This window comes from Rathayibacter sp. AY1A7, assembly GCF_002930845.1.
GTDB lineage: Bacteria > Actinomycetota > Actinomycetes > Actinomycetales > Microbacteriaceae > Rathayibacter.
Genome location: NZ_PSTL01000003.1, coordinates 159,657 through 182,454, shown reverse-complemented (window position 1 = coordinate 182,454; position 22,798 = coordinate 159,657). Strand labels below are relative to the sequence as shown.

Genomic DNA, 22,798 nt, shown 5'->3' with positions numbered 1-22,798 from the left:
GGTGGCGCCGGCGGCTACTGCACGCGGGCGGTGCCGCTCATCTTCGTCCGCAGACCGCTGACGATCTGGATGACGACGGGCGTCTCCTCGCCGAGGAGGGCGTCCCACTGGCGGACGGCCTGGTCGACCGTCTGCCGGGTGCGGGCGGGCGAGGCGCCGCGGCGGGTGTGCGCGGTGACGCGCAGCACCTTCTGGTGCTTGATCTCGAACGCGGTCACGTCGACCGCGACGATGGACGGCTCCTGCGACAGGGCCTCCTCGAGGACCTGCTCGGCGACCTTCGCGTCGATGGTGACGGAGCCGCCTGTGGGCGTCCCCGCTCCCTCTCCGGAGCCGACACGCAGCAGCGTGGAGGTGCGGCCGCGGCCCTGCCGCACGATGAAGCGCACCAGCAGCAGGATGAGGACGAGCGCGACGACCGCGATGACCCAGAGGATCCACGGGGTGCCGCCCGAGAGGGCCTGGCTCGTGGGGTCGGCCGCGTCCTGCGCGGCGGTGGACACGTTCTCCTGGACCTGCGGGAGCAGCGACCCCACCGCGACGGCGCCGCCGGCGAGGAGGAGGACGAGGCCCACGACGAACAGGAGCAGCCGGTTGAGGAATCGGTTCGTGGTGGTCATCAGCGGACCGTTCCCTTCTCGGACAGGCGCACCTTCGAGCGCAGGCGCGGGGTGCAGTCGAACGTGGCGAGCTCGGCGTCGACGGCCTCGCGGATCGGCGTGACGTCGATGCTGCGGCCGGAGGTGCGGGAGACCGTCACGTCGACGACGCGGGATCCGACCGACACCGACACGTTGTCCGGGTCGACGTCTCCGGCGTAGCCGGCGGTGCGGGCGACGGCCTGCGCGATGACGCGGTCGTCGACGATGGCCGCGGTGCGGTCGGTGCTGACGGCGCGACGGCCGCGACGGCCGGGCTTGAGCGACACGACGATCAGGACGAGCCCGATCAGCGCGAGCACGGCGCCGGCGGCGGCGGTCAGCGCGATGGGCGCTGCGGCCGCGTTGAGCAGCGAGGACGCTCCGTCCTGCGGGGCCACGAGCAGGGCGGGCTGGCCGAGGACGGCGAGGACCGCCTCCGTGGCCAGCCACGCGAACAGGAGGATGAGCAGGACGGCGAGGACGATCGCCGATCCGGAGCGGGACGAGTGCGTCTCGCGCCGCACCAGGCGCGGGTAGAGCGCCCGGCCGGCAGTGGTGGGAGTCGTCACGACACCCTCCTTCGTTCTCGGAGGTCGGCACCGGTGATCCGGAGGTCGACCCGGCCGATCGTGGAGCCCGTCAGTTCGAGGCAGCGCGAGCGGATGGTCGTCTGCGCCCGGCTGAGTCGGTCCAGCAGCGTCCCGGAGGAGCGGCGGCCCGTCTCGCCCAGGGGCGTGACGTGGATGGGGGCGTGCGCGACGACGTGGAGGCGTCCTCCCTCGTCGTCGAGCTCGACGGACACGTCGGACGAGTTCACGTCCAGCGCCTCCGCGGTGACGGCCGACACGACTCGGCGCACGGCGCGCGAGCTGATCGTCGTGCGGCCGTGGCTGGCCTCGTCGGCCATCACCGCCGCGGTCACGAGGACCGCCGCCCGCGGAGGGTGTCGCCGAGGGAGCGCAGGTCGAGCTTGCCCTCGACGACCCGCCCGACGCCGTAGCCGATCGCCATGGCGAGGGCGACCCAGAGGAGCGCCCAGAAGCCGAAGACGAGGGCGGTCAGCGCGAGGACCGCGCCGAGGACCAGGCCGATGTGGGACGGAGTCACTTGACGCGGCTCTCGGTCTCGTCGTCCTTGTCGTCCGAGGGGATGAAGACGTCGGAGATGGTGACGTTGACCTCGGCGACCTCCATGCCGACGACCGAGGAGATGGCCTCGGAGACGGCGGAGCGGATGCTGTCGGCGAGCTTCTGCAGCGCGACGGGGTACTCGGCGACGACGGTGATGTCGGCGGCGACCTGCTTCTCGCCGACCTCGACGGAGATGCCCTGGCCGCGGTCCTGCGCGTTGATCGCGTTGCGGATGGCGCCGATGGCGCGGGCGGCGCCGTTGCCCAGGTCGTGCACGCCGGGGACCTCGCGGGCCGCGATGCCGGCGACCTTCTCGACGACGCCGTCGGCGATCGTGTTCTTGCCTGCCGAGGTGGCGGTGCCGTGCTTGGCCGAGGAGGCGTTGGCGAGGCTGGTGGGGGTGACGTTGGTCATGATCTTCTCCAGATGGTCAGAGGTCGTGGCCGGGGCCGCGGTGCTCACGATCCGTGGCACATGATGAAGACGTGGCCCGGGGCCCGGACGTCCCGGTGGCTCAGCCAAGGTGCAGGGAACGTCGAGCGGAGATGCGTTTCGCGGCCACCGGCGTCCACAGGCTCCTTCGGCGCACTCGCTGAGCGGCCAGCGGAGTGCACAGCCGCGTCAGTCCGCGGCCGCCGTCCCCGCCGGGAGCCGGCGGTCGCGCCGACGGGTGAGGGCGCGGCGCCAGGCGGGGCTCCACCGCTCCTCGGCGACCGCGTTGAGGCCCCAGGACAGCAGGAGGACGACGACGAAGGCGACGAGTCCTGCTCCGTCGCGGCCGATCAGCGGCCAGAGCGCGCTGACGATCGCGCTGCCCACGACCAGATGGAGGATGTAGAGCGAGTAGCTGATCCGCCCGAGCCAGAGCAGCGGCGCCCATCGCAGCACGGCGGTCCGGCGCCGCATCGCGACGACCGCGACGGCCGCGCAGACGCCGAGGACGACTGCTCCGTCCGGCCCGCCGTGGAGGAGCTGGGCGTTCAGGGCCGCGATCAGAGCCGCCGGCACGGCGAGGAGCTCGAAGCGCCCCTGGCGTCGCGAGAGGAACAGCAGCATCCCGACGCAGAAGAGCGGTCCGTACTCGGCCAGCGTCAGGTTCGCCAGGACCCGGACGGCGACCGGCGCCGAGACGACGTCGACGCCTCCCGAGACGAGGTGGGCGGCGACGGAGGCGGTCGCGGCGACGCCGAGCCAGACGACCACCAGCACGCGGACCAGCCGATCCGTGAACCGGCACTTCGTGAGGACGAGCACGAGCAGCACCAGCAGGTAGAACTGCATCTCGACGGCCAGCGTCCAGAACGCGCCGTTCACGTTGGGCACCAGCAGCAACCGCTGCACCATCGTGAAGTTGAGCAGCAGCTCCGGCGGCGTGAGGTCGGTGCCGGGGACGCGGGCGAGAGCGCCGACGACGATCGAGACGACCACCGCGATCCAGTAGGCCGGGTAGAGGCGGCTGACGCGGGAGATCGCGAAGTCCGACGGCCGCCGCGCGCGGCCCGCGGACATCAGGATCACGAAGCCGCTGATGACGAAGAAGAGCTGGACGCCGAACTCGCCGAACGGGAGCGCGACGGATCCCGGCGGTGCATCCGGATGATCGAGCGAGAACGCGGTGGTGAAGTGGTAGACGACCACGCCGAGGGCGGCGAGGCCGCGCAGACCGTCGAGCTCGACGAAGCGTGACGCCACGGCTCCCCCGCTCCGGAGCCCCCGCCCCTCGCTCGAGTGTTCCAGAGCGCTCCGGTCGCCCGCGCGTCGGCCGTCCGTCGTTCCGCGCCGCGCCCGGCACCCGCCTCGACCCGCATCCCGGCGGCGGAGGCGCGGGGAGGGCGGCGCTCAGCTCTCGGGACGGATGCGGAGCGCGCGGGCGAGGGCATGCCGACCTGACCGAGCGGTTCGTCGCGGATGCGATCGCGTCGGCCTCGCGCATGACCGAGCGCGGACTCCTCCCCGCGGAGGAGCAGCGCGTCAGGCCTCGTGCAGGTGACGGTCGAGCGTCATCCAGTTCTCGCGGCTGAGGCGGGCGGCGCCGTCGGTGTCGCCCGCGCGGAGGCACTCCACGATCGCGCGGTGCTGCTCCACGGATCCGCGGGCCGCGACGGAGGCGAAGCGCTGGCGCTCGGCACGGCGGATGAGCGGAGTGGCCTGCTCGAGCACGTCCTCGATCATCCCGTTGCCGCTGAGCCCGGTGAGCACCGCGTGGAACGCGTCGTCGGAGCGCAGCGCCAGCTCGACGTCGCCCTCCGCCAGCGCCCGCGCGAAGTCGTCGTTCGCCGACTCCATCGCGGCGAGCGCCTCCGGAGTGACGGCCGGGCCGGCGAGGCGCGTGGCGAGCTCGTGCATGGCGGCGGCGATCTGCTGAGCGTCGCTGATGCTCTCGGCCGTGGCGGGGGTCACGATCGTCGCCCGGCCGGGCTTGGCCGAGACGAGGCCGACGCGGGCCAGCCGGAGCAGCGCCTCCCGGATCGGCGTCCGGCTGACCCCGAGCCAGGCCTCGAGCTCCTGGTCGCGGAGACGCCCCCCCAGTAGGCGCGCGAACACGATGCCCCCACCGGCACCGGAGAAGCCTCGCGCTCCTCGATGAGCGAGAGGACATAAGCTCGCACACGTGGCAGCCGGCGCAGTGATGTACAACTTCGCGATACAGCTGGCTGATGTGGACCGCGGCGTCTACGAGGACATCACGCTGCGGGCTGCTCGGCACCCCTCCGAGACCGACGCGTACATGATGACGCGCGTGCTCGCGTACTGCCTCGAATACGTGGAGGGGATCACCTTCAGCGAGGGGATCTCGTCGACAGCGACCGAGCCGGCGGTGCTGGTCCGCGATCTCACCGGCAGGCTGACCACGTGGATCGAGGTGGGCGCGCCGGACGCCGAGCGACTGCACTTCGGGAGCAAGCTGGCCGACCGCACGACGGTCTACACGCATCGCAACCCGGAGAAGGTGATCGCGGCGTGGTCCGGCAAGCGCGTCCACCAGCTCGAGCAGATCACCGTGCAGAGCTTCGACCAGGGGTTCCTGGATGCCGCGGTCGCGGTACTCGAGCGCCGCAACACGCTGACCGTGTCGGTCGTCGAGGGGCAGCTGTATCTCGAGTTCAACGGCGTGACGTCGAGCAGCGACATCCACGTGCATCAGCCGGGCTGAGCCGGCGCCGAGTGTCACGAGGCTCGTGTCCGGAAGACCGGTCGGAGGACACGATGGAGCATCCTCCGAGACGGCCCCTCGGGACGCACCCGGAGACGACGAGGGCCGGCACTGCCGTGAGACGGTCCAGGCCCTCGGGCACGCTGGGGCTGCGCGTCAGCGGCGCAGCGTGTGGCTCGGCTTCTCGTCGAAGCGCACCTGGTACGCGCTCGCGAAGCGGCCGAGGTTGCCGAAGCCCCACTCGCGGGCGACCGCGGCGACGGTGGTCGAGCAGGGGTCGCCGGCGACCAGGTCGGAGTGGGCGCGGTCCAGGCGCACGTCGCGCAGGTAGACCGACGGCGACACCCCGAGGTGCCGCTTCGTCGCCTGCTGCAGTGTGCGGGTGTGCAGACCGGCCGCGCGGGCGGCGTCGGCCGGGGTGATCGGCTCGTGGGCGTGGTGCTGGAGGAAGTCGAGCGCCACCCGGGTGCGGGAGGCGGACGGGCGCCGCAGCACGGCCGGCACGTCCCACGCGCGCCACGGGAACAGCAGGAGCAGCACCCGGGCGAGGTCGAGCTCGGCGGTGAAGCGCACGAGCGGAGTGATCGCGGCCGTCGCGAGCGCGGTGCTCGCCTCCGTCACCGCGGCGCGCCAGCGGGCGAGGACGCCGGGGTCGGCGTCCGCCCCGTGGTCGAAGGAGACGGGCTGGCGGGGGCCGGCGTGCGTCTCGGTCGCGACGTCCTCGAGGAACCCGGGGGCGAAGTGGATGAGGTTCTGCCGGTGCGGCTCGAACTCGAGCCCGAACTGGCGCTCCGCGGGGAACAGGAACGGGGCCGAGAGCGCGCCGGTCCGGGTGAACGGCGGCAGGTTCAGGCGTCCGCCACCGGCGCGGAACCAGCCGACGACGTACTCCTTCAGGTGGGGGACCTGGCCGGTGAGGGCGCCGGAGCAGTCGGAGGTGCGCAGGGTCACCCGGTCGCTGCCGCGGACGGCGTAGCGGTAGGAGAAGCCGCGCTGCAACGGAGCGACGCGGAACTCGCCTCCGCCGTACGCCTCGGAGTAGACGGCGGACGCGGCGGACGGATCGTCGCCGGAGGCTTCGTAGCGCCGGTCGGCCCGCTCGTCGCCCGCGAACGGGCTGCCGAGGGTGAAGGTCGACTCGCTCATGACGTCCGCCCGGGGCGGCGGCGGAGGGAGCAGTGCATGGGGGACTTCTTCCGGGTTCGGGGTCCGTGCGCTCGGGGGGACGCACGAGGGGTACGGAATCAAGACGTGTCGAGGAGCCGGAATGTCACGAATCCCGTCTCGAGGCGTCCCCCATCGGCGGCACTCGCAATCCGGCCAGCGGATTCGGCGGCCCGTTGTCAAGGCTGGTAGTCATGCCGGACGGCGCCCCACACTGAGGGCATCGGCGCGCGCGGGACACCGCGCGCGGGACCGCGGAGGAGGCGCTCATCGACGACGACCCCCTCCTGAACGCGTCCGACGCGACCCTCGCCGCGCGCGCCGTCGACGGCGACGTGCAGGCGTTCGAGCAGCTCGCCCGCCGCCACGGTGCGCTCATGCGCGTCTACGCCGCGAAGCTCCTCGGCTCCGAGGCGGAGTCCGAGGACGTGGTGCAGGAGGCGTTCCTCACCGGCTGGCGGCGTCTGGCCGATCTCGACAGCCCGGCGCACATCCGCAACTGGCTGATGCGCATCGTCACCCACAAGGCGATCGACCGGATCCGCGTCCGCCGCCGCCACGACGACATCGACGACTGGGACCCGCCCGCGCCGCCCGAGCACTCCCCCGAGCGCATCGTCGAAGCACGACTCCAGCTGGACGCGGTCTGGGAAGCGCTGGACCGATTGCCTGCTGATCAGCGACGCTGTTGGCTACTCCGCGAGACCGCCGGCTACAGCTACCAGGAGATCGCCGACGCTCTCGAACTCCCCGTCTCGACGGTCCGCGGCCTCCTCGCCCGGGCCCGTCGATTCCTGCTCCACGAATTGGAGGCATGGCGATGACCGACGACGCCGCCGTGCCCGAGGACGACCTCGACGGCCACACGCTCGAGGAGCTGGGCGAGTACCTCGACCGCGGCCGCGAGCCGCGCGACCCCTCGATCGAGAACTCCGCCGCGTGCCGGCTCGCTCTCGCGAACCTCACCCGCCTCACCGAGCTCTCGGCGCGGGCGCTGCGGCAGGAGGCCGACCGCGAGCCCGACCGCGACGAGGTCTGGATCGCCGGCCTGCTCGACGCGATCCGCTCCGAGGTGCGCTCCGGCCGCGACATCCCCGTCCGCCACCCCGACCCGACCCTCCGCCTGGCGCTCACCGAGGCGGCCGTGCGCGGGATGATCCGCCGCGCCGGCGACACGATGGGCGGCGTCATCATGGGCCGCTGCACCCTCGACGGCGACGTCTCGGCTCCCGGCGCCGTGGTCCGGATCGACGTGACCTGCGCCCTCGAGTTCGGCCTGCCGGTCGCCGTGGCCGCCGACCGCCTGCGCGAGCGCATCCGCTACGCCCTGGAGCGCCACACCGAGCTGACCGTCGGCGCGATCGACGTGACGGTCGACGACGTGTACCCCCACCGGGAGGAGCGGGAATGACCGACGACACCGAGCTCTCGCAGCGGCTGACCGCCGAGATCCGCGACACCGAGGGCGTCGCGGGGGTCTACCCCGCCCAGCCGATCGTCGAGGCCGCGGCCGACGCGCTCGCCGTGAAGCTGGACCTGCGGCAGCCCGACGTGCTGGTCGACATCGACCGGTCGGAGGGGTTCACCACGGTGAGCGCGCACATCTCCGCGTCCGCCGCACTGCCGGCCCCCGAGACGCTCCGCCTGGTGGGCGAGCGGATGCACGCGCTGCTCGCCGCCGACCCGTCGGTCACGGGGCCGCTCGCCGTCAACGTGAAGGTGCGCCTCATCGAGGACTCGGGGCGCGCCGAGCACTGAGTGGGGCCGCCGCCGCCCCCCTCCCGCGAGAGGCCACCCGAGTACCTCGCGCGGCGTGCCGCGTACCGAGGTGGCGTCTCGCGGAAGGGATCAGGGGCAGCCCGTCCGGGTCAGCAGGAGACGAGGCGGTCGAAGCGGGACGCGACGCCCGAGCTGTCGCTGAACTTGCGGTTGATGACGCTCATCTTGTTGCAGCCGCTGTCCGGGCCGTTCTTCCAGATGACCTTGACGTTGCTCGCCTGGTCGCAGTGCCACCACACCGTGACCTGCGCGCGACCCAGGGAGTCGCGCTGCGAGCGGACCTCGTAGCAGTTGCCCGGGCCGCCGTTCCGGTAGACGAGCTGCCCGGCGGAGGCGGGGGTCGCGACGGCGACGGCCCCTCCGAGGGCGAGGGCGATCGCGGCGAGCGTGGCCGTGAGACGACGATGCATGGTGTTCTCCTTCGAACGGGCGATCGGAGGCGACGGCGGCCGCCCCTCTGCCAGCACCCTGGACCCGGCCCGGCCGAGCCCGGTCGTGAGCTTTCGTGCCGGAGATCACCCCGCCTGGAGGGTGGGGGGAGAGCGAGTACTCCTCACTAGCGTCGAGGCGCGTGCAGCTGCGCGCCCCTTCGACGCAGAGGACTCGCCATGCCTTCACGACTCCTCGACCGGCCGCGACTCGCCCTCGCCCTCGCGGCCCTGTGCCTCGGAGTGCTGGCGGCGACACCCCCGCAGGCGGTCGCCGCCCTCGCACCGGCGTCCACGACTCCGACCGCCTCGTCCGCCGGCCAGGCCGTCACGGCGGCACCCGCCGACGCCCCGGGCTGGACCACGCTCCTGCGCGACGACTTCACCGGGCCGGCGGGCGCGCCGGTCGGGAGCCAGTGGGAGCACGAGGTCGGCACCTGGGGCACCGGGGCGGTCGACCGGACGACCGCGTCGACGGCGAACGTCTTCCTCACGGGCGGCGGCGCTCTGGGCATCCGCGCCCTCCGCGACTCCGCCGGAGCATGGACCTCCGGGCGGATCGTCACCGCCGACAAGTCGTTCTCGGCGCCGGCGGGCGGCCGACTGCTGATGACCGCCTCGATCCAGCTGCCGGACGTCGCGCAGGCCACCGGCTACTGGCCCGCCTTCTGGGCTCTCGGGCGGGACGCGAACGCCGTCATCGACTGGCCCGCGACCGGCGAGTTCGACATGCTCGAGGCCGTCAACGGCACCGCCCAGGTGATCCAGACGCTGCACTGCGGAGTACCGGACGGCGGCCCCTGCGACGAGCCCGCCGGCCGGACGAGCGGGATGCTGGACTGCGCGTCCTGCGTGACCGGGTTCCACCGCTACTCCGCCCTGCTCGACCGGACCGTGCCCGGCGACGAGCGCGTGGAGTTCCTCGTCGACGGCGTCACCCGGCACGTGGTGCGGGAGTCGGAGGTGGGGACGGCCGCGTGGCAGGCCGCGGTCCCGAACGACGTGCTGCTGATCCTGAACCTCGCCATCGGGGGCGGGCTGCCGAACGGGGTGTGCGGGTGCGACAGCGCGGCCGCTCCGAAGAGCTCCGGCGGGACGATGCTCGTCGACCACGTCGCGGTCTACCGGTCCGACGCGGCGCCGGCTCCGGTCGTCGTCGGGACCGCCGCGGTGGGCGCGACCCTGTCCTCCTCCGCCGGCCGGACGGGACCGCTCGTGCACCGCTGGGCGGCGGGAGGCGTCGACATCGCGGGAGTGACGGGTCCGGATCTCGTGGTCCCCTCCTCCGCGGTCGGCAAGCGGGTGACCGTGACGGTGAGCGCCGCCGACGGCTCCGGCCCGACGACCTCGCAGCCGACCGCACCGGTCGCCGCCGGCACCCTCGGCGCCGCGACGCCGACCGTCACGGGCACGGCCCGGGTCGGAGCGGTGCTCACGGCAGCCCCGGGTCCGTGGACGCCGACTCCCGTCAACCTCACCTACCGGTGGAAGGCGGACGGCGCGGCCATCGCGGGAGCGACGTCGCCGCGGTTCACGCTCACGAAGGCTCAGGCGGGGAAGCGGATCACGCTGACCGTCACCGGGACGAAGACCGGCTACTCGACCGCGAGCCGGACCTCCGCGGCGACGGCGGTCGTGGGACGGTGACGGGCGCGGGCTGTCCCCCGCCCGCCACCGTGTCTCAGACCTCGCGCTTGCGGCGAGGAGCGATGCGCAGGACGGCGGTCCCCGCAGCGATGAGGGCGAAGGCCGCGAGTGCCAGCCAGACCGAGTCGAACCCGGTCATGGCGAGCGTTCCGGCACCGACTCCGGCTCCGGCGGCTGTTCCGATGTGGTTGTACATGTCTCTCTCTCTGTTTCACCAGTCGCGCCGACGGCGTGTCAGCGCATCCAGGTAGGCCTTGGTGTGGACGACCTGCAGGAACAGGTCGACGACGAGCTCGTACATCGACGCGGCGGCGAGCATGTACCGCCAGCCGCGGTCGCGGACCGTCACGATCCGCTCGACGACGAAGATCGCGGTGACGGCCAGCCAGAACGGCTGGAGGCTCAGCTCGCCCCAGCCGACGGCGTAGACGATCGTGGCCAGGTAGACGTAGGTGATGATGCAGCCGAGCATCGTGAGCAGCTGGCGCCCCCAGTAGGGAGCCGTGACCCGCGTGAAGCCGTACTGCACGCAGTTCTCGACCGCTCCGCGCTTCCAGCGCAGGCGCTGACGCCAGAGGTCTCCCCAGGTCGGCATGACCTCGGTGACGAGGGTGCAGCCGGCGGGGCTCAGCACGTCGTAGCCGAGGTGGCGGATCGCGAACGTGAGCTCGTTGTCCTCGGTGAGGACGGTGGTGTCGTAGATGCCGCCGATGCCGTCTCCGGAGGGGAGGGAGCCGGCCAGGCGGGCCGCGCTGATGCGGCGCATCACGGCGACCTGGAGCACGGCCGCGGTGCCCGTGACGACGAGGCACTTCCCGTTCAGCCGGCGCACGTCGCGGGCGTAGCGCGCGTACTCGTTGCGCTGGAGGTGGCCGACGAAGCCGCCGCCCTCGCCGCCGCGGAACACTCCTCCGACCGCGCCGATGCCGCCGTGCAGCCTGCCGCGGGCGATCTCGAGGAACCCGGGGTCGAGCGCGGAGTCGGCGTCCTGCACGAGCACCAGGTCGTCGTCCTGCAGCCCCGGGAGGACCTCGGCGAGGAACTGGTTGAGGCCGCCCGCCTTCTTGTGGCTGTTCCCGACGGTGACGAACACCTCGGCGCCGTGCGCGAGAGCGATCTCGACCGTGGCGTCGGTGCAGTTGTCGGCGATGACGACGATCCGGTCCGGCGGCCAGGTCTGCCGGCGCAGGCCCTCGATCGCCGCGGCGATCCCGGCCTCCTCGTTGTGGGCGGGGAGGGCGGCGACCAGGTCGCCGATGCGCGACGAGGCGCGGCGGCCGCTGCGGGGGCGCGTGCCGGCGATCGGGGTGGATGCCGGAGGGAGTCGGTCGGCGTCGACGGAGGGGAGCGCGGTGCGCTCGAGGACCGCGGCGGGGGCCGGCGGACGCTCGAGCAGCGCGGTCGGGGCGGCCGGGCGCTCCAGGAGCGCGGTCGCGGCGGACGAACGCTCGACCACGGCGGTCGGCGCGGCCGGACGCTCATTCATCGCGGCCCGACGCTCCAGCACCGCGGTCGCGGCGGCCGGTCGCTCGACCACTGCGGGCGGGGTGGCCGGACGCTCCAGCACCGCGGTCGGGGCGGCGGGGACCGTCACCGCTCCGGCAGGCGTCGCGGACGCGAGGCGGCGCGGAGCGGAGACCCGCTCGCGCCCGGAGCGGGCGGCACGGCGTCCCGAGAGCGGGCGCGAGGCCGTCTCGTCGTGCGCCTCCCAGGTCGCCCGGCGACGGGGAGCCGCCGGCTCGTCCGCGCCGTGGCCGGGCTGTGTGCTCATGACTGTTCCTCTCCGCGGCCGGGGGCCGATGTGCGCTGATGAGCGCCCGCGCGGAACGGAGGTCGTCGCCGGGGTGGGCGCGACCCGAGTGAGGAACGGCGTCCGACGGGGGGATCGGAGCAGGGCCTGACAGAGGACAGCATCGGGGGGTGCTGCGATCAACCTAGGGGCACGGAGATGATGGAAGCAAGTGAATTTTGTCACCCTAAAGGGGCCATGCAAGGTCCTTGCGGCTCCGTCGTCTTCGTCGTAGCAGGTCAGTCGGCTCGCCGAGCCTCCTCCACACCCGGCGCACCCCTCTCCGCTCGGCCCCGCGGCGGGCCGTTCGGGGGTCGGCGGCGCTCTTGTGCGCCGAGCCGCCGGGGTCCACCATCGAGCGACGGCCCCCCGCCCGAGGCGGCCGCACCCGACGGGTCAGGGGCGCCATGCGGTCGCGAGGTCTGCTCTTCTGCCTGATCCCGCCGATCCTCTGGGGCGGCATGCTCCCGGTCGCGGACAGCATCGCGGCGACGGTCGACTCCTTCTTCATGACCCTCATCCGCTACACGGCCGCCGCGGTCGTCCTCGCCCTGCTGCTCGCCCGGGCGGAGGGGCTCCGCGCCTTCCGGCTCGACGGCCGCGGGTGGCGGCTGGCGCTGCTCGGCGCCTCCGGATTCGCCGGCTTCGGCCTGCTCGCCTTCACGGCTCTGCGGTTCACCTCGGCCCCGAACGTCAGCCTGATGATGGGGATGATGCCCGCGATCGGCGCGGTGCTCGCGAGCATCGGCGCGCGTCGCCTGCCGCCGGCCGCCACCGTCGGCTGCATCCTGCTCGCGCTCGCCGGAGTCGCGCTCGTCGTCACCCGCGGCGACGTCGCCCTCCTCCTCGACGGCGAGCTGGGGTTCGGCGAGCTGCTCGCCCTGCTCGGAGCGATCTGCTGGGTCGTCTACACGCGCGGAGCCGCGGCGTTCCCCGGCTGGTCGGCGCTGCGGTACTCGACGCTCACCACCGCGCTCGGCTGCCCCTCGATCGCCGTCGCGGTCGCCGTGGCGACGGCCACCGGCTCCGCGCACCCGCCGACCGGTGCCGAGGTGCTCGCGGCCTGGCCGCAGCTGGCCTACCTGATCCTGCTGGCCGGAGTCGTCGCCGTGCTGCTGTGGAACACGGGCATCAAGCTGCTCGGCGCCCTCAACGGCACGCTCTTCCAGAACCTCGTCCCGGTCACGACCTTCGCGATCAGCATGGCGGGCGGCTACCGGCCGGGGCCCGTCGCCCTGCTCGGCGCGGCCATCGTCGTGACGGCGCTGCTGCTCAACAACTGGGCGACGCGGCGCGCGGCCGCGGTCGCCGCGCGCCCCGCGGCGGTGCCGGCTGCGGTGCGCTGAGCGCATCGCGAGAGCCTCCCGCTCGGGGCGGTCACTGGTCGGAGTTGCCGGCCCAGCTGACGGAGCCCTGCGCCTCCTCCTTGCTGATCGGGGAAACGTTGCCGCAGTGCGAGCACTCGAGCAGGTAGCGGGTCGAGACGGTCAGGACGGGGACGAAGAAGAGCGAGAGGCGCGTCCGGCGGCGGAGGATCCGCTGCTCGTCGCGCTGCCCGCAGACCCGGCAGACGAAGACGAGCGTCCGGAGGAGGTCCTCGACGACTCGGGTCCCGAAGATGAGGAGCATGCGTCCGAGCGTAGGGAGCAGGGCGCGCTCGGCGGAGGGGGTTGCCGGGGCGCCGTCGCCGCGAAGCGCCGGGCGCAGACGACCACGGCGAGCGCCGTCTCGAGCAGGTCGCCTCCGTAGAACAGCAGGAGCGCCGCCTGGCGTCCGGTCTCGTCCGGCGCCTCCGCGTAGAGCACGGTCGCGAGCAGCCCGTGCGCGGCGATGCCCGCTCCGAGCACGCCCAGGCGCAGGCCGAACGGGGCGCGATGCGGGTTCGGATCGACTCCGGCGAGCGCCGCCGTCATCAGGCAGCCGCTGAGGAGGAAGTGCACGCCGAGTGCGAGGTGCAGCAGCGGATCCGCGTGTGCGGCGGCGAGCAGCCCGGTCGCGTGCACGAGCCAGAGGGAGCCCGTCGAGGGCAGGAGCGCCGTCACCGGGTGGGCGAGGAGACGGGCCGGGCGGCTCCGGAGCAGCCGCGAGAGTCGTCGGGCCGCGGTGACGTCGAGCGCGCGCAGGGCCAGGGTGACGGGGGCCGAGAGCACCAGGAGGAGCGGCGCGAGCATCCCGACGACCAGGTGCGTCAGCATCGCCCCGCGCGGATCCGCGTGCGACCACTCCGCGAGCGGACCCGTGAAGCAGAGCGCCGCGGTCACGAGCCCGCCGAGGAGCAGGGCGGTCCGGTGCAGCGGCCACGGCCGTCCGCGCCGCCGCTCGAGGGCCGCGGCGCCCCCTCCGAGCGCCGCCACCGCGGCCAGCGGGACCAGGAGCAGCAGGCCCGGGTCGAGCAGGGAGTGGTCGGCGTGCGGGGTCACGCCGTCGCGCGCCGTCGCCGAGGCAGGAGGAGGAGCCCCGCCGCGAGCAGCACCGCTCCCGAGGCGATCCAGGCGGAGTCGTAGAGCAGCAGGTCGACGTCGTAGCGGACCTGGTGCACCCGGAGCAGCTTGTGGTCGACGACTCCGTCCCACAGCTGGAACAGCCCCGCCCCCGTGAGCCCCGCGGCCCACGCCGTGCGCGGACGCAGAGCGGATCGGCGCCGGGCGTCGGCGAGCAGGAAGCCGCCGCCGACGAGCGCGAGGATCTCGGCCGCGTGCAGCAGCCCGTCCGAGAGCAGGCCGATCGCCGGAGTGGAGCGGTCGTAGAAGTGGTGCCAGGCGAGGATCTGGTGGAAGACGATCTCGTCGACGGCCGCCATGAGGCCGACTCCGATCAGGAGGCCGCCCTGGAACGCCCGGTCGCCGCGGAGTCCCCGACGCCGCATCCGGTCCCCTCCCGATCGAGTGCCGGGGCCCCGGGATCCCGAGACCCCCGCGCCTCCTCCCGAGGCCCCGCCACCAGGGAAGCGGACGCCCGGATCGCGGCCTAGAGGGTTGACTCCTCGCGCCCGCGCCGGTCGTGCTGCCCCTCCGCTACGGGCTGGGCCGACGAGGCGCAACCCCGCGCGAGGGGCGCTCCCGTTCGGGAGAGTGGAGGCATGCAGCAGCTGACCTACGCCTCCAAGAGCTTCGTGACGACCGACGCCGTGACCGAGGCCCTCCTCGACCTGGTGACCGCGATCGACCGCCAGGAGCACTCCGAGGCGGTCACGGTCCCGGCGTTCACCGAGGACGGCGAGCTCATCGAGGCGAAGATGACGCTCGACGCGAGCAGCGAGCTCGTCGCCGTCCCCGTCGAGGTCTCCATCAAGGACGAGGAGTCGACCACCGGCGCCGTCGAGGCCGCCGTCGAGGACATCCGCTCCCGCATCAAGAGCAACCGCGCCACGATCGCGCGCCCCGTGATCGACGAGGACCCGGAGCCCTACAACTACGAGGAGTTCTGAGCCGCGCCTGCGGGCCTTCACGCCTCCGCACTGAGGTGCCCGGATCTGCTCACGACACGCCGGAGCGGCCAGCCGATCCGGCACCTCAGCGGCCGTCCCTCAGAGCGCGGACGCAGCCCAGCGCGGGTCGAGGGCGTAGTCCGCGAGGCGCTTCTCGAGCGCGGCGCGCACCTGACCGGGAGCGTCGTCGCCCACGAGCAGACGGAACCGGGCGTCGCTCCGATCAGCGACGTGCGCGAGGATCTCCGCCGCCACCTCGGCCGGAGGCGTGCCTCCCTGCGGACCGTCGGTCGGCCAGGGGACCTCGGCCGCTCCGAAGAGCTCCCGCCGCAGGTCGTCGTACTCCGGCATCGGCGCCGCGAACCGCATGCTGCCGCCGGCCCAGTCGGTGGCGATCTCCCCGGGCTGCACGAGCGTCACGCGGACGCCGAAGGGGGCGACCTCTGCGGCCATCGCCTCCGTCCAGCCCTCGAGGCCCCACTTCGCCGCGTTGTAGACCCCGAGCGTCGGCATCGTCCCCACCGCGCCGACGGTCGAGATCTGCACGATGTGTCCGGACCCCTGCCGCCGCATCACAGGCAGCGCGGCCCGGCAGAGCCAGAGCGGACCGAGCAGGTCGACGTCCAGCAGCTCCCTCACCTCGTCCTCGCCCACCTCCTCCGCCGTGCCGATGAGCCCGTAGCCCGCGTTGTCGACGAGGACGTCGAGGCGCCCCTCGATCGCCGTGGCCGCGTCGACGGCGCCGGCGGCTGCGGAGGAGTCCGCGACGTCGAGCCGGTGGACCTGCAGCCGCTCGTGCTCGGGCAGGGAGTGCGCGCCCCGGACCGCGGCCAGGACGCAGTGGCCCTCGGCGAGCGCCGCGAGGACGAGCGCACGCCCCAGCCCGCGGGAGGCTCCGGTGATCAGCCAGGTCTGTCGAGTGGTCATGCCTGCACGCTACTCCGAACAAGACGCTCCGTCTCGTTTCGCAGTAGGATCGGAGAATGGCCACCAGCAGGACACGGCAGCGCGTGCACGCCGCCGTGCTCGACCTCGTCGGGACCGAGGGGCTTCCGCGCCTGACGATGGAGGGCGTCGCCGCCCGCGCCGGAGTCGGGAAGCAGACCCTCTACCGCAGCTGGCCCTCCACCGGTGCGATCCTCTTCGACGCACTCCTCGCGCGGAGCCTGACTCCTGACGGGGCCGTCGCCGTCCCGGACTCCGGAGATCTGCGCGCCGACCTGCTCCTCCTGGTCACCGGCACTGCCGCCGAGCTGAGCGACCCAGTGGCCGAGCCGCTCCTGCGCGCGGTGACCGCTGCGATCCAGACCGACACCGAGCTCGCCGCGCAGTACCGCACCCTGCTGCTCGAGCCCCAGCTGAGCGCGATCGCCGCGCGTCTCGCGAGTGGAGGAGCGGCCGACCCCTCCGGCGCGGCGGAGCTCCTGCTCGGCCCGATCCTCCACCGATGGCTCCTGCGGAGCGGCCCCTTCACCGGCACGTGGGTCGAGCGGCACGTCGACCGGGTCCTGCGAGCGCTCCGCGCCTGACGCGTCCCCACCGACCGGCTGGCCTGCCGGGGCCGCATTCCAGCTGCGCCTCTTGACCGGCGGCGCAGCAGGGAGTCGGATGAGGGCGTGCGCGCGCTGGTCCCCGTCTCCGATCCGTGGTCCGTCGACGGGAGCGGGCGGACGGACGACGGGCCGGTCGATGACCTCTCGGTCCGCGCTGAGCGGGACGGCCGCTCGTACTCGGTCCGCACGCTGCGGCTGACCGGTGTCCGCCTCGGGCCGCGCGGCTCGGTGCACGGAGTGGTCACCGACCCGGTCGCGACGGCCGCGCTGGCGATCGGCTCGCTCCTCCTCTCGGCCATCCCCGCCGGCCTGCCCGGGGACCGGACGCGAGCGGCGATGGTGGCGGCGGAGGCGCGGGCCCAGGAGCTGGCCGCCGACCGGCCCGCGTGGGACGTGAGCGCCCTCCCCCTCGACGGGATCGACTACGCCCTGTTCACCCGGACTCTGCCCGAGGGCGCCGTCGCGCACGCCGACCTCGGCTGGGCCGTCGTCGCGCTGTGGAGCACAGGCCCGCTCCCCCGGGGCCCCTTCCACCTGCTCGAGATCCCCGACGACCCCGTCCCGCGCTGAGTCGCCCGGATCGGCTCGCGACACACCGCAGCGGGGAGCCGATCCGCGTGACTCAGCGAACGGGTCAGCGCACTCGGCCCGGGTTCAGGCGCCCGCGACCGTGGAGCCGCGCACCAGCAGCTCGGTCGGCAGCAGCGTCACGCGCTGCACCTCCTCGCCGGCCAGGAGGCGCACCAGCACGTCCGCCATCGCCTCGCCGAGGCCCGTGGAGGGCTGGCGCACCGTGGTGAGGCGCGGCTCGCTCGCCTCGGCGAAGTAGTCGCCGTCGAATCCCGCGAGCGCGATGTCGCCCGGCACCGTGAGGCCGCGCTCGCGCAGCGCCGTCAGGGCGCCCGACGCCATCTGGTCGTTGGAGGCGAAGACCGCGTCGATCGGCCGGCCGGAGTCGAGCAGGCGGCGCATCGCGGTCGCGCCGTCCTCGGGCGAGTAGTCGCCGTACTCGACGAGCGAGTCGTCGAGGCCCGCGGCGGTGACGGCCGAGCGCCAGCCGGACAGGCGGTCGATCGCGGCGGGCATGTCCTGGCGGCTCGCGATCATCGCGGGGGCCGTGCGGCCGAGGCCCAGGAGGTGCTCGGTGACCGTGCGCGCCGCTCCGGTGTTGTCGACGTCGACGAAGTAGCTGCCGCCCTCCTCCGTCAGCGGCCGCCCGCCGAAGACCACGGGGAGCGAGGCGCCGAGCTGCGCGTAGGAGTGGTCGCCGCTGTGGTGCGAGACGACGAGCGCGCCGTCGACGTTGCCGCCGAGCAGGTAGCGCCGCGTCTTCTCGGGCGCCGCCTCCGACGCGATCACGATGGTGAGCGTGTACTCGGTGCCGGCGAAGGCCATCGCGGCGCCCTGCACGACCGAGGCGAGGAACGGATCCGCGAACACCTTCGCCGCCGACTCCGGCACCACGAGCGCGACGGTCTGCGTGCGGCGGCTGGCGAGGGAGCGCGCGGCGCGGTTGGGCACGTAGCCGAGCTGCTCGATCGCGGCGAGCACGGCCGTCCGGGCGCCGTCCTTCACGCGCGGGGAGTCGTTGACGACCCGGCTGACCGTGGCGCGGGAGACTCCGGCCAGCGCGGCGACGGCTTCGAGGGTCGGGGCGGCCGAGGCGGTGTCGTGGGTCATGCAGGCCTTCCTCGCGGGTGCCTCCGAGGCTAGCCGAGCGCCGGAGGAGCGGGCTCGTGCGGGGCGTCCGCGGCGTGAAGGGGCGCGGATCGCGGCCATTCGGGGGTGATGCGGGGCGGCGGACCGGGCCGGCGGAGCGAGTCCGCGGCGTGCGAGGGCTCGGATAGCGACCGTCCGGGGTGACGCCGGGCGGTCGGGGGCGCCGCCTCGGCGATGGCCGACACGACCGGCGCGCAGCGATCGATCGCCCGCCACCGGCAGCAGGCCGCCCCCGTGACGGTCAGCGCCCGCGGCTAAAGCGCGCGAGGAGGCTCCGGAGCCGCTCGGCCTGCCGGTCGGTGAAGTCGTTCGACAGCCGGAACGCCTCGTTCGTCGGGTCCGCCCCGTTCGCGACATCGCGGATGGCGCGCAGCGCCTGCTCCGACGGCGTCGGCCCGTCCCCCGGACGCGGCTCCGACGGCCCGCTCGAGGGGTCCTCGTCGCGCCGGTCCTTCGGCTCCATGTCGCCTCCTCCGCGCCAGCCTAGGTGGCGGCAGGTCGGGCCAGGAGGCCCGAACGGGGCGTGATCGGCGGAATCCTGCGCGGCAGTGGTCGGGATGCTCCGAGCACGACGACCGGCCGGGTCGAGAACCCGCCGACCGCTCAGTCCACGGCCCGATCCCTCCCCGCAGCTCCCGACCCCCGGACCCGGAGCACCACGGCCCCGGGCCCGAGGCCCCCGTCCCGCGGTCCGATGTCCCCCGACCCGGTCCCGCGGGAGTCTCCGGGCCTCAGCCCTTCACCGCTCCGCTCATGATGCCCGCGATGAGCTGGCGTCCGGCGAGCAGGAACAGCACCAGCAGCGGGATCACCGAGAGCACGGCGCCGGCCAGCACGATCGAGTAGTCGACGTAGTAGCCCGACTGCAGCTGCGCGAGCGCCGTCTGCAGGGTCGGATTCGTGGGGCTGAGGACGATCAGCGGCCAGAGGAAGTCGGTCCACGCCATCATGAACGTGAAGAGCCCGAGGATCGCCATCGCCGGTCGTGCCGCCGGGACGGCGACGGTGAGGAACGTCCGGAACTGGTTCGCTCCGTCCACGCGCGCCGCCTCGATCAGCTCGTCCGGGATCACGTCGACCAGGTACTGCCGCATGAAGAACACGCCGAACGCGGTGACCAGCGTCGGCACGATCACGGCGCCGAGCGAGCCCGTCCAGCCGAGCTGCCGCATCAGGATGAACAGCGGGATGATGCCCAGCTGCGTCGGGATCGCCATGGTCGCGACCACTCCGATCATCAGGCCGTCGCGCCCGCGGAACCGCAGCTTCGCGAAGGCGTAGCCGGCGAGCGTCGAGAACGACACGACCGACAGCGTGATGATCCCCGAGACGATGACGCTGTTCAGCAGCGCCGTCCAGAACGGGATCGCCGTCAGCACCTGCGAGGCGTTGGCGAGGAAGTTGCCGCCGGGGACGAGCGGCAGGGTCTCGCTGCGGGTCGCGTTCGAGCCGCTCGCCACGACGAACGACCACCACAGCGGATAGGTCGAGCCGAGGATGAAGGCGCTCAGCAGCCCGTACGTGAGGAAGCCGGGCCGGTCGACGCGGCCGGCGCGGGAGGCGCGGACGCGGCGCACCGGGAAGGCGGCGGAGGTGGTCATCGCTCGCTCTCGTTCTGGCCGAGGCCGGTGGTGGTGAGCAGGGGGTCCGCGGCGGCGATCTCGTCGGCGGTCGCGGGGCGGGCGGAGCGCCGCTTCGAGCGCTGCGAGATCCGGTTCTCGACGGAGGCGATCCGCCGCGAGATCGCGAAGTTCAGCAGGCCGATCAGCACGATCAGGAGGAACAGCAGCCACGCGATCGCGGCCGCCTCACCGAAGTTCTGGCGGAAGAACGCCATCTCCCAGAGGTAGAGGACGGTGGTCTGGAACTGCCGGTCCGAGCCGCCGATGCCGCCCGCGTTCGACACGTCGAACAGGCGCGGCTCCGCGAAGATCTGCAGGCCGCCGATGGTGGCGGTGATGATCACGAAGATCAGGGTCGGCCGGATGCTGGGGATCGTGATCGAGCGGAAGCGGCGGAACGCGTTCGCTCCGTCGATCGCGGCCGACTCGTGCAGCTCGCGCGGCACGGCCTGCATGGCGGCGAGGAGGATGAGGGCGTTGTAGCCGGTCCAGCGCCAGTTGACCATCGTCGCGATCGCGACGTGGCTGGCGAGGCGGTCGTTCGTCCACTCGATCGGGCTGATGCCCACCAGGCCGATCAGGTTGTTGATCAGGCCCTCCTGGTCGCTGAACACGCTCGAGAAGATCAGCGCGACCGCGACCGGCGAGACGATGTACGGCAGCAGGACGCTCATCCGCCAGAAGGTGCTGGCCCGCAGCGCCTGGTCGAGGGCGGCCGCGAGCAGCAGCGCGACGGCGAGCTGCGGGATCGTGGAGAGCAGGAAGATGCTCAGCGTGTTGACGATCGAGTTCCAGAAGAAGCGGTCGCCGAGCACGGCCGCGAAGTTCGCGAACCCGACGAAGTCGCCCTGGCCCTGCAGCAGCTGCCAGTCGTAGAGCGACACGACGAGCGTGTAAACCAGCGGGAACGCTCCGGTGAGCGCGAAGAGCAGGAAGAACGGCGAGATGTAGAGGTAGGGCGAGGCCTTCACGTCGAAGCGGCTCGCGCGCTGGCGGAAGGTCAGCGGGAGTCGGGGCGCCGGGCGCCGCTTCCCCGCGGGGGGCGTCGCCGTGGTCGGCGGGGTGAGTGTGCTCGTCATGGCGCTCTCTTCGAGGTCGAGTCGGAGTCGGAGGGGATGCGGCGGGGCCGGAGTCTCTCGTGCGGCGGGGCCGGCCGGGAGGAGTCGCGGGCAGCGGGGCCGGAGAGGCCTCGGCCGGCGGGCGGCAGCGTTTCTCCCGGCGGCGAGGTGGCCCGGGATGCGGACGGCCCGGCCGCACGGGGACCGGGAGGTCCGGTGGCGACCGGACCTCCCGGATCGGGTGGGCGTCGGCCCGGAGGCGTCAGCCCCCGGGCGTCGGCCCGGAGGCGTCAGCCCCCGGGCGTCGGCCCGAAAGGATCAGTCGACGAGCTCACCGAGGAGCTGGAGCGCCTCGTTCCAGCCCTCCTTGCCGTCGATCTCGCCGCGGTCGACCTTCTGCAGGACCGGTCCGAAGACGTTCTCCTGGATCAGCGAGTCGTCCGGGCCCTTGTACTGGGCGACGACGCCCTCGGCGCGCTGCGCGAGGATCGCGCCGGTCGGGGAGTCGTTCATGCCGGGGTCGGGAGCGGCCGCCGAGGCGAGCTCCTTCTGCGCGTCGAGGGTGCTCGGGAACGGTCCGGCCGCCTCGAACGCCTTCAGCTGCTGCTCCGGCTCACTGAGCCACGACGCCAGCGCGGCGGCCTCGGCGGGGTGCTTCGACTGGGTCGGAACCGAGAGGAACGAGCCGCCCCAGTTGGCGGGGCCGCCGGGGAAGACGTCGGCGAAGTCCCAGCCGGTGGCCTCGGCCTTCCCGCCGCCGGCCTCGACGTTGCTCTTCAGCGTGCCGAACATCCAGCCCGGGCAGACGAAGGTGGCGAAGGTCTGGTCGGTGAACGACTTGCCCTTGTTCCAGTCCCACGCCTTCTGCGCGGCCGAGAGGCCGGAGGCGGTGGCGTCGGTCAGCTGGCCCCAGCGCTCCTCGAGCTCCGGGTTGCCCTCGACGTTCAGCTCGCCGTCGGAGGTGTAGTACCCCTCGGGCAGCTGGTTGACCATGGCGTTCCAGACGAATCCGGAGTGGTCGAACCAGGCCTTGCCGGTCGCGTCGTGGTACTTCTGGCCGGCGGCGAAGTAGTCGTCCCAGGTCGCGTCCGGTCCGCCGAGCATCTCGGCGACTGCGGCGCGGTCGGTGGGCATGCCCGCTGCCTCGAAGGCGGCGGTGTTGTAGCAGAGGCCCTCGGGTCCGATGTCGGTGCCGTAGCCGATGACGCGTCCCTCGGGGTCGGTCGCCTGCTCGTACTTCCAGTCGACCCAGTCGGCCTTGCGGTCCTCGATGCCGTGGTCGCGCAGGTCGACGAACTGGTCCGAGACCTCCATGACGGAGCCGAGCCAGCCCTCCTCGATGGCGACGACGTCGGCGAGTCCGGACCCGGCGGCGAGCTTGGTGAACGCGTCGGTCCGCGCGTTGCCGCCGGTGTCGATGTTGTTCGGGACGATGGTGATCCCCGGGTTGGCGTCCTCGTACTCGCCGTAGAGCTCGTCGAAGCCCATGGCGTTGAACGTGGTGACGGTCAGCTCGATCTCGCCGCCCTCGGAGGCGTCGGATCCCGACGAGCATCCGGTGACGATCAGGGCGAGGGCCGAGGCGCCGGCGATCGCCGCGGCGATCCTGGTGCGTCGTGAATAGGGCACGGTCACTCCTTCGTGATGGTGGTGGGGCACCCCTGGGAGCGCTCTCACGCGTGCTGTT

General features: G+C 73.2%; 29 protein-coding genes. 9 read left to right on the top strand and 20 right to left on the bottom strand.

From position 1 onward, the window contains the following. Window positions 1–14: 14 nt before the first annotated feature. The 7 genes from C5B95_RS04560 to C5B95_RS04530 all read right to left on the bottom strand — a co-directional run bounded on the left by C5B95_RS04560 (window position 15) and on the right by C5B95_RS04530 (window position 4,315). The gene (locus C5B95_RS04560) at window positions 15–620 is read right to left on the bottom strand and encodes a hypothetical protein (protein WP_104238125.1); all 606 of its coding nucleotides are present in this window, start codon (window positions 618–620) and stop codon (window positions 15–17) included. Further along, on the bottom strand, window positions 620–1,210 hold the full coding sequence (locus C5B95_RS04555; protein ID WP_104348577.1) for a DUF6286 domain-containing protein: 591 nt from the start codon (window positions 1,208–1,210) through the stop codon (window positions 620–622). The genes C5B95_RS04560 and C5B95_RS04555 overlap by 1 nt, the downstream gene beginning before the upstream one ends. Continuing rightward, a complete protein-coding gene (locus tag C5B95_RS04550) occupies window positions 1,207–1,563 on the bottom strand; it encodes a hypothetical protein (RefSeq protein ID WP_244230558.1) in 357 nt (118 codons plus the stop codon). Before C5B95_RS04550 ends, C5B95_RS04555 begins: the two co-directional genes overlap by 4 nt. Next, complete coding sequence (locus C5B95_RS04545; protein ID WP_104223990.1) at window positions 1,560–1,748, bottom strand: DUF2273 domain-containing protein; 189 nt, start codon at window positions 1,746–1,748, stop codon at window positions 1,560–1,562. The genes C5B95_RS04550 and C5B95_RS04545 overlap by 4 nt, the downstream gene beginning before the upstream one ends. After that, window positions 1,745–2,185, bottom strand: coding sequence for an Asp23/Gls24 family envelope stress response protein (locus C5B95_RS04540; RefSeq protein ID WP_104223989.1), 441 nt, complete (start codon window positions 2,183–2,185; stop codon window positions 1,745–1,747). Before C5B95_RS04540 ends, C5B95_RS04545 begins: the two co-directional genes overlap by 4 nt. 207 nt (window positions 2,186–2,392) lie before the next feature. Beyond that, entirely contained in the window at window positions 2,393–3,463 is a 1,071-nt protein-coding gene (locus C5B95_RS04535) for an acyltransferase (protein ID WP_181067996.1), read from the bottom strand. 279 nt (window positions 3,464–3,742) lie between these two features. Next, the gene (locus C5B95_RS04530; RefSeq protein WP_258059799.1) at window positions 3,743–4,315 is read right to left on the bottom strand and encodes a GntR family transcriptional regulator; all 573 of its coding nucleotides are present in this window, start codon (window positions 4,313–4,315) and stop codon (window positions 3,743–3,745) included. Window positions 4,316–4,382: 67 nt separating this feature from the next. On the opposite strand from C5B95_RS04530, the gene C5B95_RS04525 reads away from it, so the two are divergent. Then, the gene (locus C5B95_RS04525) at window positions 4,383–4,925 is read left to right on the top strand and encodes a YaeQ family protein (protein ID WP_104250497.1); all 543 of its coding nucleotides are present in this window, start codon (window positions 4,383–4,385) and stop codon (window positions 4,923–4,925) included. A gap of 156 nt (window positions 4,926–5,081) precedes the next feature. Here the strand turns inward: C5B95_RS04525 and C5B95_RS04520 are convergent, their stop codons facing one another. Next, window positions 5,082–6,071 (bottom strand): helix-turn-helix transcriptional regulator, encoded by a 990-nt coding sequence (locus C5B95_RS04520; RefSeq protein ID WP_104291895.1) that lies wholly within the window; start codon window positions 6,069–6,071, stop codon window positions 5,082–5,084. 353 nt (window positions 6,072–6,424) lie between these two features. On the opposite strand from C5B95_RS04520, the gene C5B95_RS04515 reads away from it, so the two are divergent. The 3 genes from C5B95_RS04515 to C5B95_RS04505 are packed head-to-tail and all read left to right on the top strand — an operon-like array spanning window position 6,425 to window position 7,847. Further along, window positions 6,425–6,913 carry an RNA polymerase sigma factor gene (locus C5B95_RS04515; RefSeq protein WP_244248147.1) on the top strand — a complete coding sequence of 163 codons (489 nt, stop codon included), beginning with the start codon at window positions 6,425–6,427 and terminating at the stop codon, window positions 6,911–6,913. Beyond that, entirely contained in the window at window positions 6,904–7,500 is a 597-nt protein-coding gene (locus tag C5B95_RS04510) for an Asp23/Gls24 family envelope stress response protein (RefSeq protein ID WP_104223973.1), read from the top strand. The genes C5B95_RS04515 and C5B95_RS04510 overlap by 10 nt, the downstream gene beginning before the upstream one ends. Beyond that, window positions 7,497–7,847, top strand: coding sequence for a hypothetical protein (locus C5B95_RS04505; RefSeq protein WP_104291896.1), 351 nt, complete (start codon window positions 7,497–7,499; stop codon window positions 7,845–7,847). Before C5B95_RS04510 ends, C5B95_RS04505 begins: the two co-directional genes overlap by 4 nt. A gap of 110 nt (window positions 7,848–7,957) precedes the next feature. Here C5B95_RS04505 and C5B95_RS04500 read toward each other — a convergent pair whose 3' ends face one another. Then, window positions 7,958–8,278, bottom strand: coding sequence for a hypothetical protein (locus C5B95_RS04500; RefSeq protein ID WP_104260536.1), 321 nt, complete (start codon window positions 8,276–8,278; stop codon window positions 7,958–7,960). Between the two features lie 198 nt (window positions 8,279–8,476). On the opposite strand from C5B95_RS04500, the gene C5B95_RS04495 reads away from it, so the two are divergent. Then, window positions 8,477–9,943 (top strand): family 16 glycosylhydrolase, encoded by a 1,467-nt coding sequence (locus C5B95_RS04495; protein ID WP_104232935.1) that lies wholly within the window; start codon window positions 8,477–8,479, stop codon window positions 9,941–9,943. 34 nt (window positions 9,944–9,977) lie between these two features. Here C5B95_RS04495 and C5B95_RS17395 read toward each other — a convergent pair whose 3' ends face one another. Continuing rightward, window positions 9,978–10,139 carry a hypothetical protein gene (locus C5B95_RS17395; RefSeq protein WP_167305255.1) on the bottom strand — a complete coding sequence of 54 codons (162 nt, stop codon included), beginning with the start codon at window positions 10,137–10,139 and terminating at the stop codon, window positions 9,978–9,980. Window positions 10,140–10,154: 15 nt separating this feature from the next. After that, window positions 10,155–11,714 carry a glycosyltransferase family 2 protein gene (locus C5B95_RS04490; protein WP_258059798.1) on the bottom strand — a complete coding sequence of 520 codons (1,560 nt, stop codon included), beginning with the start codon at window positions 11,712–11,714 and terminating at the stop codon, window positions 10,155–10,157. Between the two features lie 425 nt (window positions 11,715–12,139). Here C5B95_RS04490 and C5B95_RS04485 point away from each other — a divergent pair, with 425 nt between their 5' ends. Further along, window positions 12,140–13,078, top strand: a complete 939-nt coding sequence (locus C5B95_RS04485) for a DMT family transporter (protein ID WP_104291897.1) — start codon at window positions 12,140–12,142, stop codon at window positions 13,076–13,078. A gap of 31 nt (window positions 13,079–13,109) precedes the next feature. Here C5B95_RS04485 and C5B95_RS18035 read toward each other — a convergent pair whose 3' ends face one another. From C5B95_RS18035 to C5B95_RS04470, 3 genes are read right to left on the bottom strand one after another with little or no spacing between them, the layout of a single operon-like run. Then, a complete protein-coding gene (locus C5B95_RS18035) occupies window positions 13,110–13,268 on the bottom strand; it encodes a hypothetical protein (RefSeq protein ID WP_374953132.1) in 159 nt (52 codons plus the stop codon). Next, entirely contained in the window at window positions 13,220–14,152 is a 933-nt protein-coding gene (locus C5B95_RS04475) for a cytochrome c oxidase assembly protein (protein ID WP_181067995.1), read from the bottom strand. Before C5B95_RS04475 ends, C5B95_RS18035 begins: the two co-directional genes overlap by 49 nt. After that, window positions 14,149–14,598, bottom strand: a complete 450-nt coding sequence (locus tag C5B95_RS04470) for a DUF2243 domain-containing protein (RefSeq protein WP_104268776.1) — start codon at window positions 14,596–14,598, stop codon at window positions 14,149–14,151. Before C5B95_RS04470 ends, C5B95_RS04475 begins: the two co-directional genes overlap by 4 nt. Before the next feature lie 213 nt (window positions 14,599–14,811). Here C5B95_RS04470 and C5B95_RS04465 point away from each other — a divergent pair, with 213 nt between their 5' ends. Beyond that, on the top strand, window positions 14,812–15,159 hold the full coding sequence (locus C5B95_RS04465; protein WP_104223965.1) for a hypothetical protein: 348 nt from the start codon (window positions 14,812–14,814) through the stop codon (window positions 15,157–15,159). 99 nt (window positions 15,160–15,258) lie between these two features. Here the strand turns inward: C5B95_RS04465 and C5B95_RS04460 are convergent, their stop codons facing one another. Beyond that, a complete protein-coding gene (locus C5B95_RS04460) occupies window positions 15,259–16,086 on the bottom strand; it encodes an SDR family NAD(P)-dependent oxidoreductase (RefSeq protein ID WP_258059797.1) in 828 nt (275 codons plus the stop codon). 56 nt (window positions 16,087–16,142) lie between these two features. On the opposite strand from C5B95_RS04460, the gene C5B95_RS04455 reads away from it, so the two are divergent. Both C5B95_RS04455 and C5B95_RS04450 read left to right on the top strand, forming a co-directional pair. Next, complete coding sequence (locus tag C5B95_RS04455) at window positions 16,143–16,688, top strand: TetR/AcrR family transcriptional regulator (protein ID WP_104232939.1); 546 nt, start codon at window positions 16,143–16,145, stop codon at window positions 16,686–16,688. Window positions 16,689–16,775: 87 nt separating this feature from the next. Next, window positions 16,776–17,282, top strand: coding sequence for a hypothetical protein (locus C5B95_RS04450; protein ID WP_104291900.1), 507 nt, complete (start codon window positions 16,776–16,778; stop codon window positions 17,280–17,282). Window positions 17,283–17,366: 84 nt separating this feature from the next. On the opposite strand, the gene C5B95_RS04445 is transcribed toward C5B95_RS04450, so the two are convergent. The 5 genes from C5B95_RS04445 to C5B95_RS04425 form a co-directional block, all read right to left on the bottom strand. Beyond that, entirely contained in the window at window positions 17,367–18,392 is a 1,026-nt protein-coding gene (locus C5B95_RS04445) for a LacI family DNA-binding transcriptional regulator (RefSeq protein ID WP_104250504.1), read from the bottom strand. A gap of 280 nt (window positions 18,393–18,672) precedes the next feature. Further along, the gene (locus C5B95_RS04440) at window positions 18,673–18,894 is read right to left on the bottom strand and encodes a hypothetical protein (protein ID WP_104291901.1); all 222 of its coding nucleotides are present in this window, start codon (window positions 18,892–18,894) and stop codon (window positions 18,673–18,675) included. A gap of 268 nt (window positions 18,895–19,162) precedes the next feature. Beyond that, the gene (locus C5B95_RS04435) at window positions 19,163–20,032 is read right to left on the bottom strand and encodes a carbohydrate ABC transporter permease (RefSeq protein ID WP_104291902.1); all 870 of its coding nucleotides are present in this window, start codon (window positions 20,030–20,032) and stop codon (window positions 19,163–19,165) included. Then, window positions 20,029–21,132: a carbohydrate ABC transporter permease gene (locus C5B95_RS04430; RefSeq protein WP_104247219.1), complete on the bottom strand. Its 1,104-nt coding sequence runs from the start codon at window positions 21,130–21,132 to the stop codon at window positions 20,029–20,031. Before C5B95_RS04430 ends, C5B95_RS04435 begins: the two co-directional genes overlap by 4 nt. Before the next feature lie 297 nt (window positions 21,133–21,429). Continuing rightward, window positions 21,430–22,740 (bottom strand): ABC transporter substrate-binding protein, encoded by a 1,311-nt coding sequence (locus C5B95_RS04425; RefSeq protein WP_104291903.1) that lies wholly within the window; start codon window positions 22,738–22,740, stop codon window positions 21,430–21,432. Window positions 22,741–22,798 lie beyond the last annotated feature (58 nt).

Excerpts from the sequence above, each read along its gene's own strand:
- C5B95_RS04470 (WP_104268776.1), bottom strand. The coding sequence starts at position 14,598 with ATGCGGCGTCGGGGACTCCGCGGCGACCGGGCGTTCCAGGGCGGCCTC.
- C5B95_RS17395 (WP_167305255.1), bottom strand. The coding sequence starts at position 10,139 with ATGTACAACCACATCGGAACAGCCGCCGGAGCCGGAGTCGGTGCCGGA.
- C5B95_RS04460 (WP_258059797.1), bottom strand. The coding sequence starts at position 16,086 with ATGACCACTCGACAGACCTGGCTGATCACCGGAGCCTCCCGCGGGCTG.
- C5B95_RS04430 (WP_104247219.1), bottom strand. The coding sequence starts at position 21,132 with ATGACGAGCACACTCACCCCGCCGACCACGGCGACGCCCCCCGCGGGG.
- C5B95_RS04540 (WP_104223989.1), bottom strand. The coding sequence starts at position 2,185 with ATGACCAACGTCACCCCCACCAGCCTCGCCAACGCCTCCTCGGCCAAG.
- C5B95_RS04445 (WP_104250504.1), bottom strand. The coding sequence starts at position 18,392 with ATGACCCACGACACCGCCTCGGCCGCCCCGACCCTCGAAGCCGTCGCC.
- C5B95_RS04500 (WP_104260536.1), bottom strand. The coding sequence starts at position 8,278 with ATGCATCGTCGTCTCACGGCCACGCTCGCCGCGATCGCCCTCGCCCTC.
- C5B95_RS04495 (WP_104232935.1), top strand. The coding sequence starts at position 8,477 with ATGCCTTCACGACTCCTCGACCGGCCGCGACTCGCCCTCGCCCTCGCG.
- C5B95_RS04505 (WP_104291896.1), top strand. The coding sequence starts at position 7,497 with ATGACCGACGACACCGAGCTCTCGCAGCGGCTGACCGCCGAGATCCGC.
- C5B95_RS04465 (WP_104223965.1), top strand. The coding sequence starts at position 14,812 with ATGCAGCAGCTGACCTACGCCTCCAAGAGCTTCGTGACGACCGACGCC.
- C5B95_RS04490 (WP_258059798.1), bottom strand. The coding sequence starts at position 11,714 with ATGAGCACACAGCCCGGCCACGGCGCGGACGAGCCGGCGGCTCCCCGT.
- C5B95_RS04510 (WP_104223973.1), top strand. The coding sequence starts at position 6,904 with ATGGCGATGACCGACGACGCCGCCGTGCCCGAGGACGACCTCGACGGC.
- C5B95_RS04520 (WP_104291895.1), bottom strand. The coding sequence starts at position 6,071 with ATGAGCGAGTCGACCTTCACCCTCGGCAGCCCGTTCGCGGGCGACGAG.
- C5B95_RS04485 (WP_104291897.1), top strand. The coding sequence starts at position 12,140 with ATGCGGTCGCGAGGTCTGCTCTTCTGCCTGATCCCGCCGATCCTCTGG.
- C5B95_RS04440 (WP_104291901.1), bottom strand. The coding sequence starts at position 18,894 with ATGGAGCCGAAGGACCGGCGCGACGAGGACCCCTCGAGCGGGCCGTCG.
- C5B95_RS04560 (WP_104238125.1), bottom strand. The coding sequence starts at position 620 with ATGACCACCACGAACCGATTCCTCAACCGGCTGCTCCTGTTCGTCGTG.
- C5B95_RS04435 (WP_104291902.1), bottom strand. The coding sequence starts at position 20,032 with ATGACCACCTCCGCCGCCTTCCCGGTGCGCCGCGTCCGCGCCTCCCGC.
- C5B95_RS04455 (WP_104232939.1), top strand. The coding sequence starts at position 16,143 with ATGGCCACCAGCAGGACACGGCAGCGCGTGCACGCCGCCGTGCTCGAC.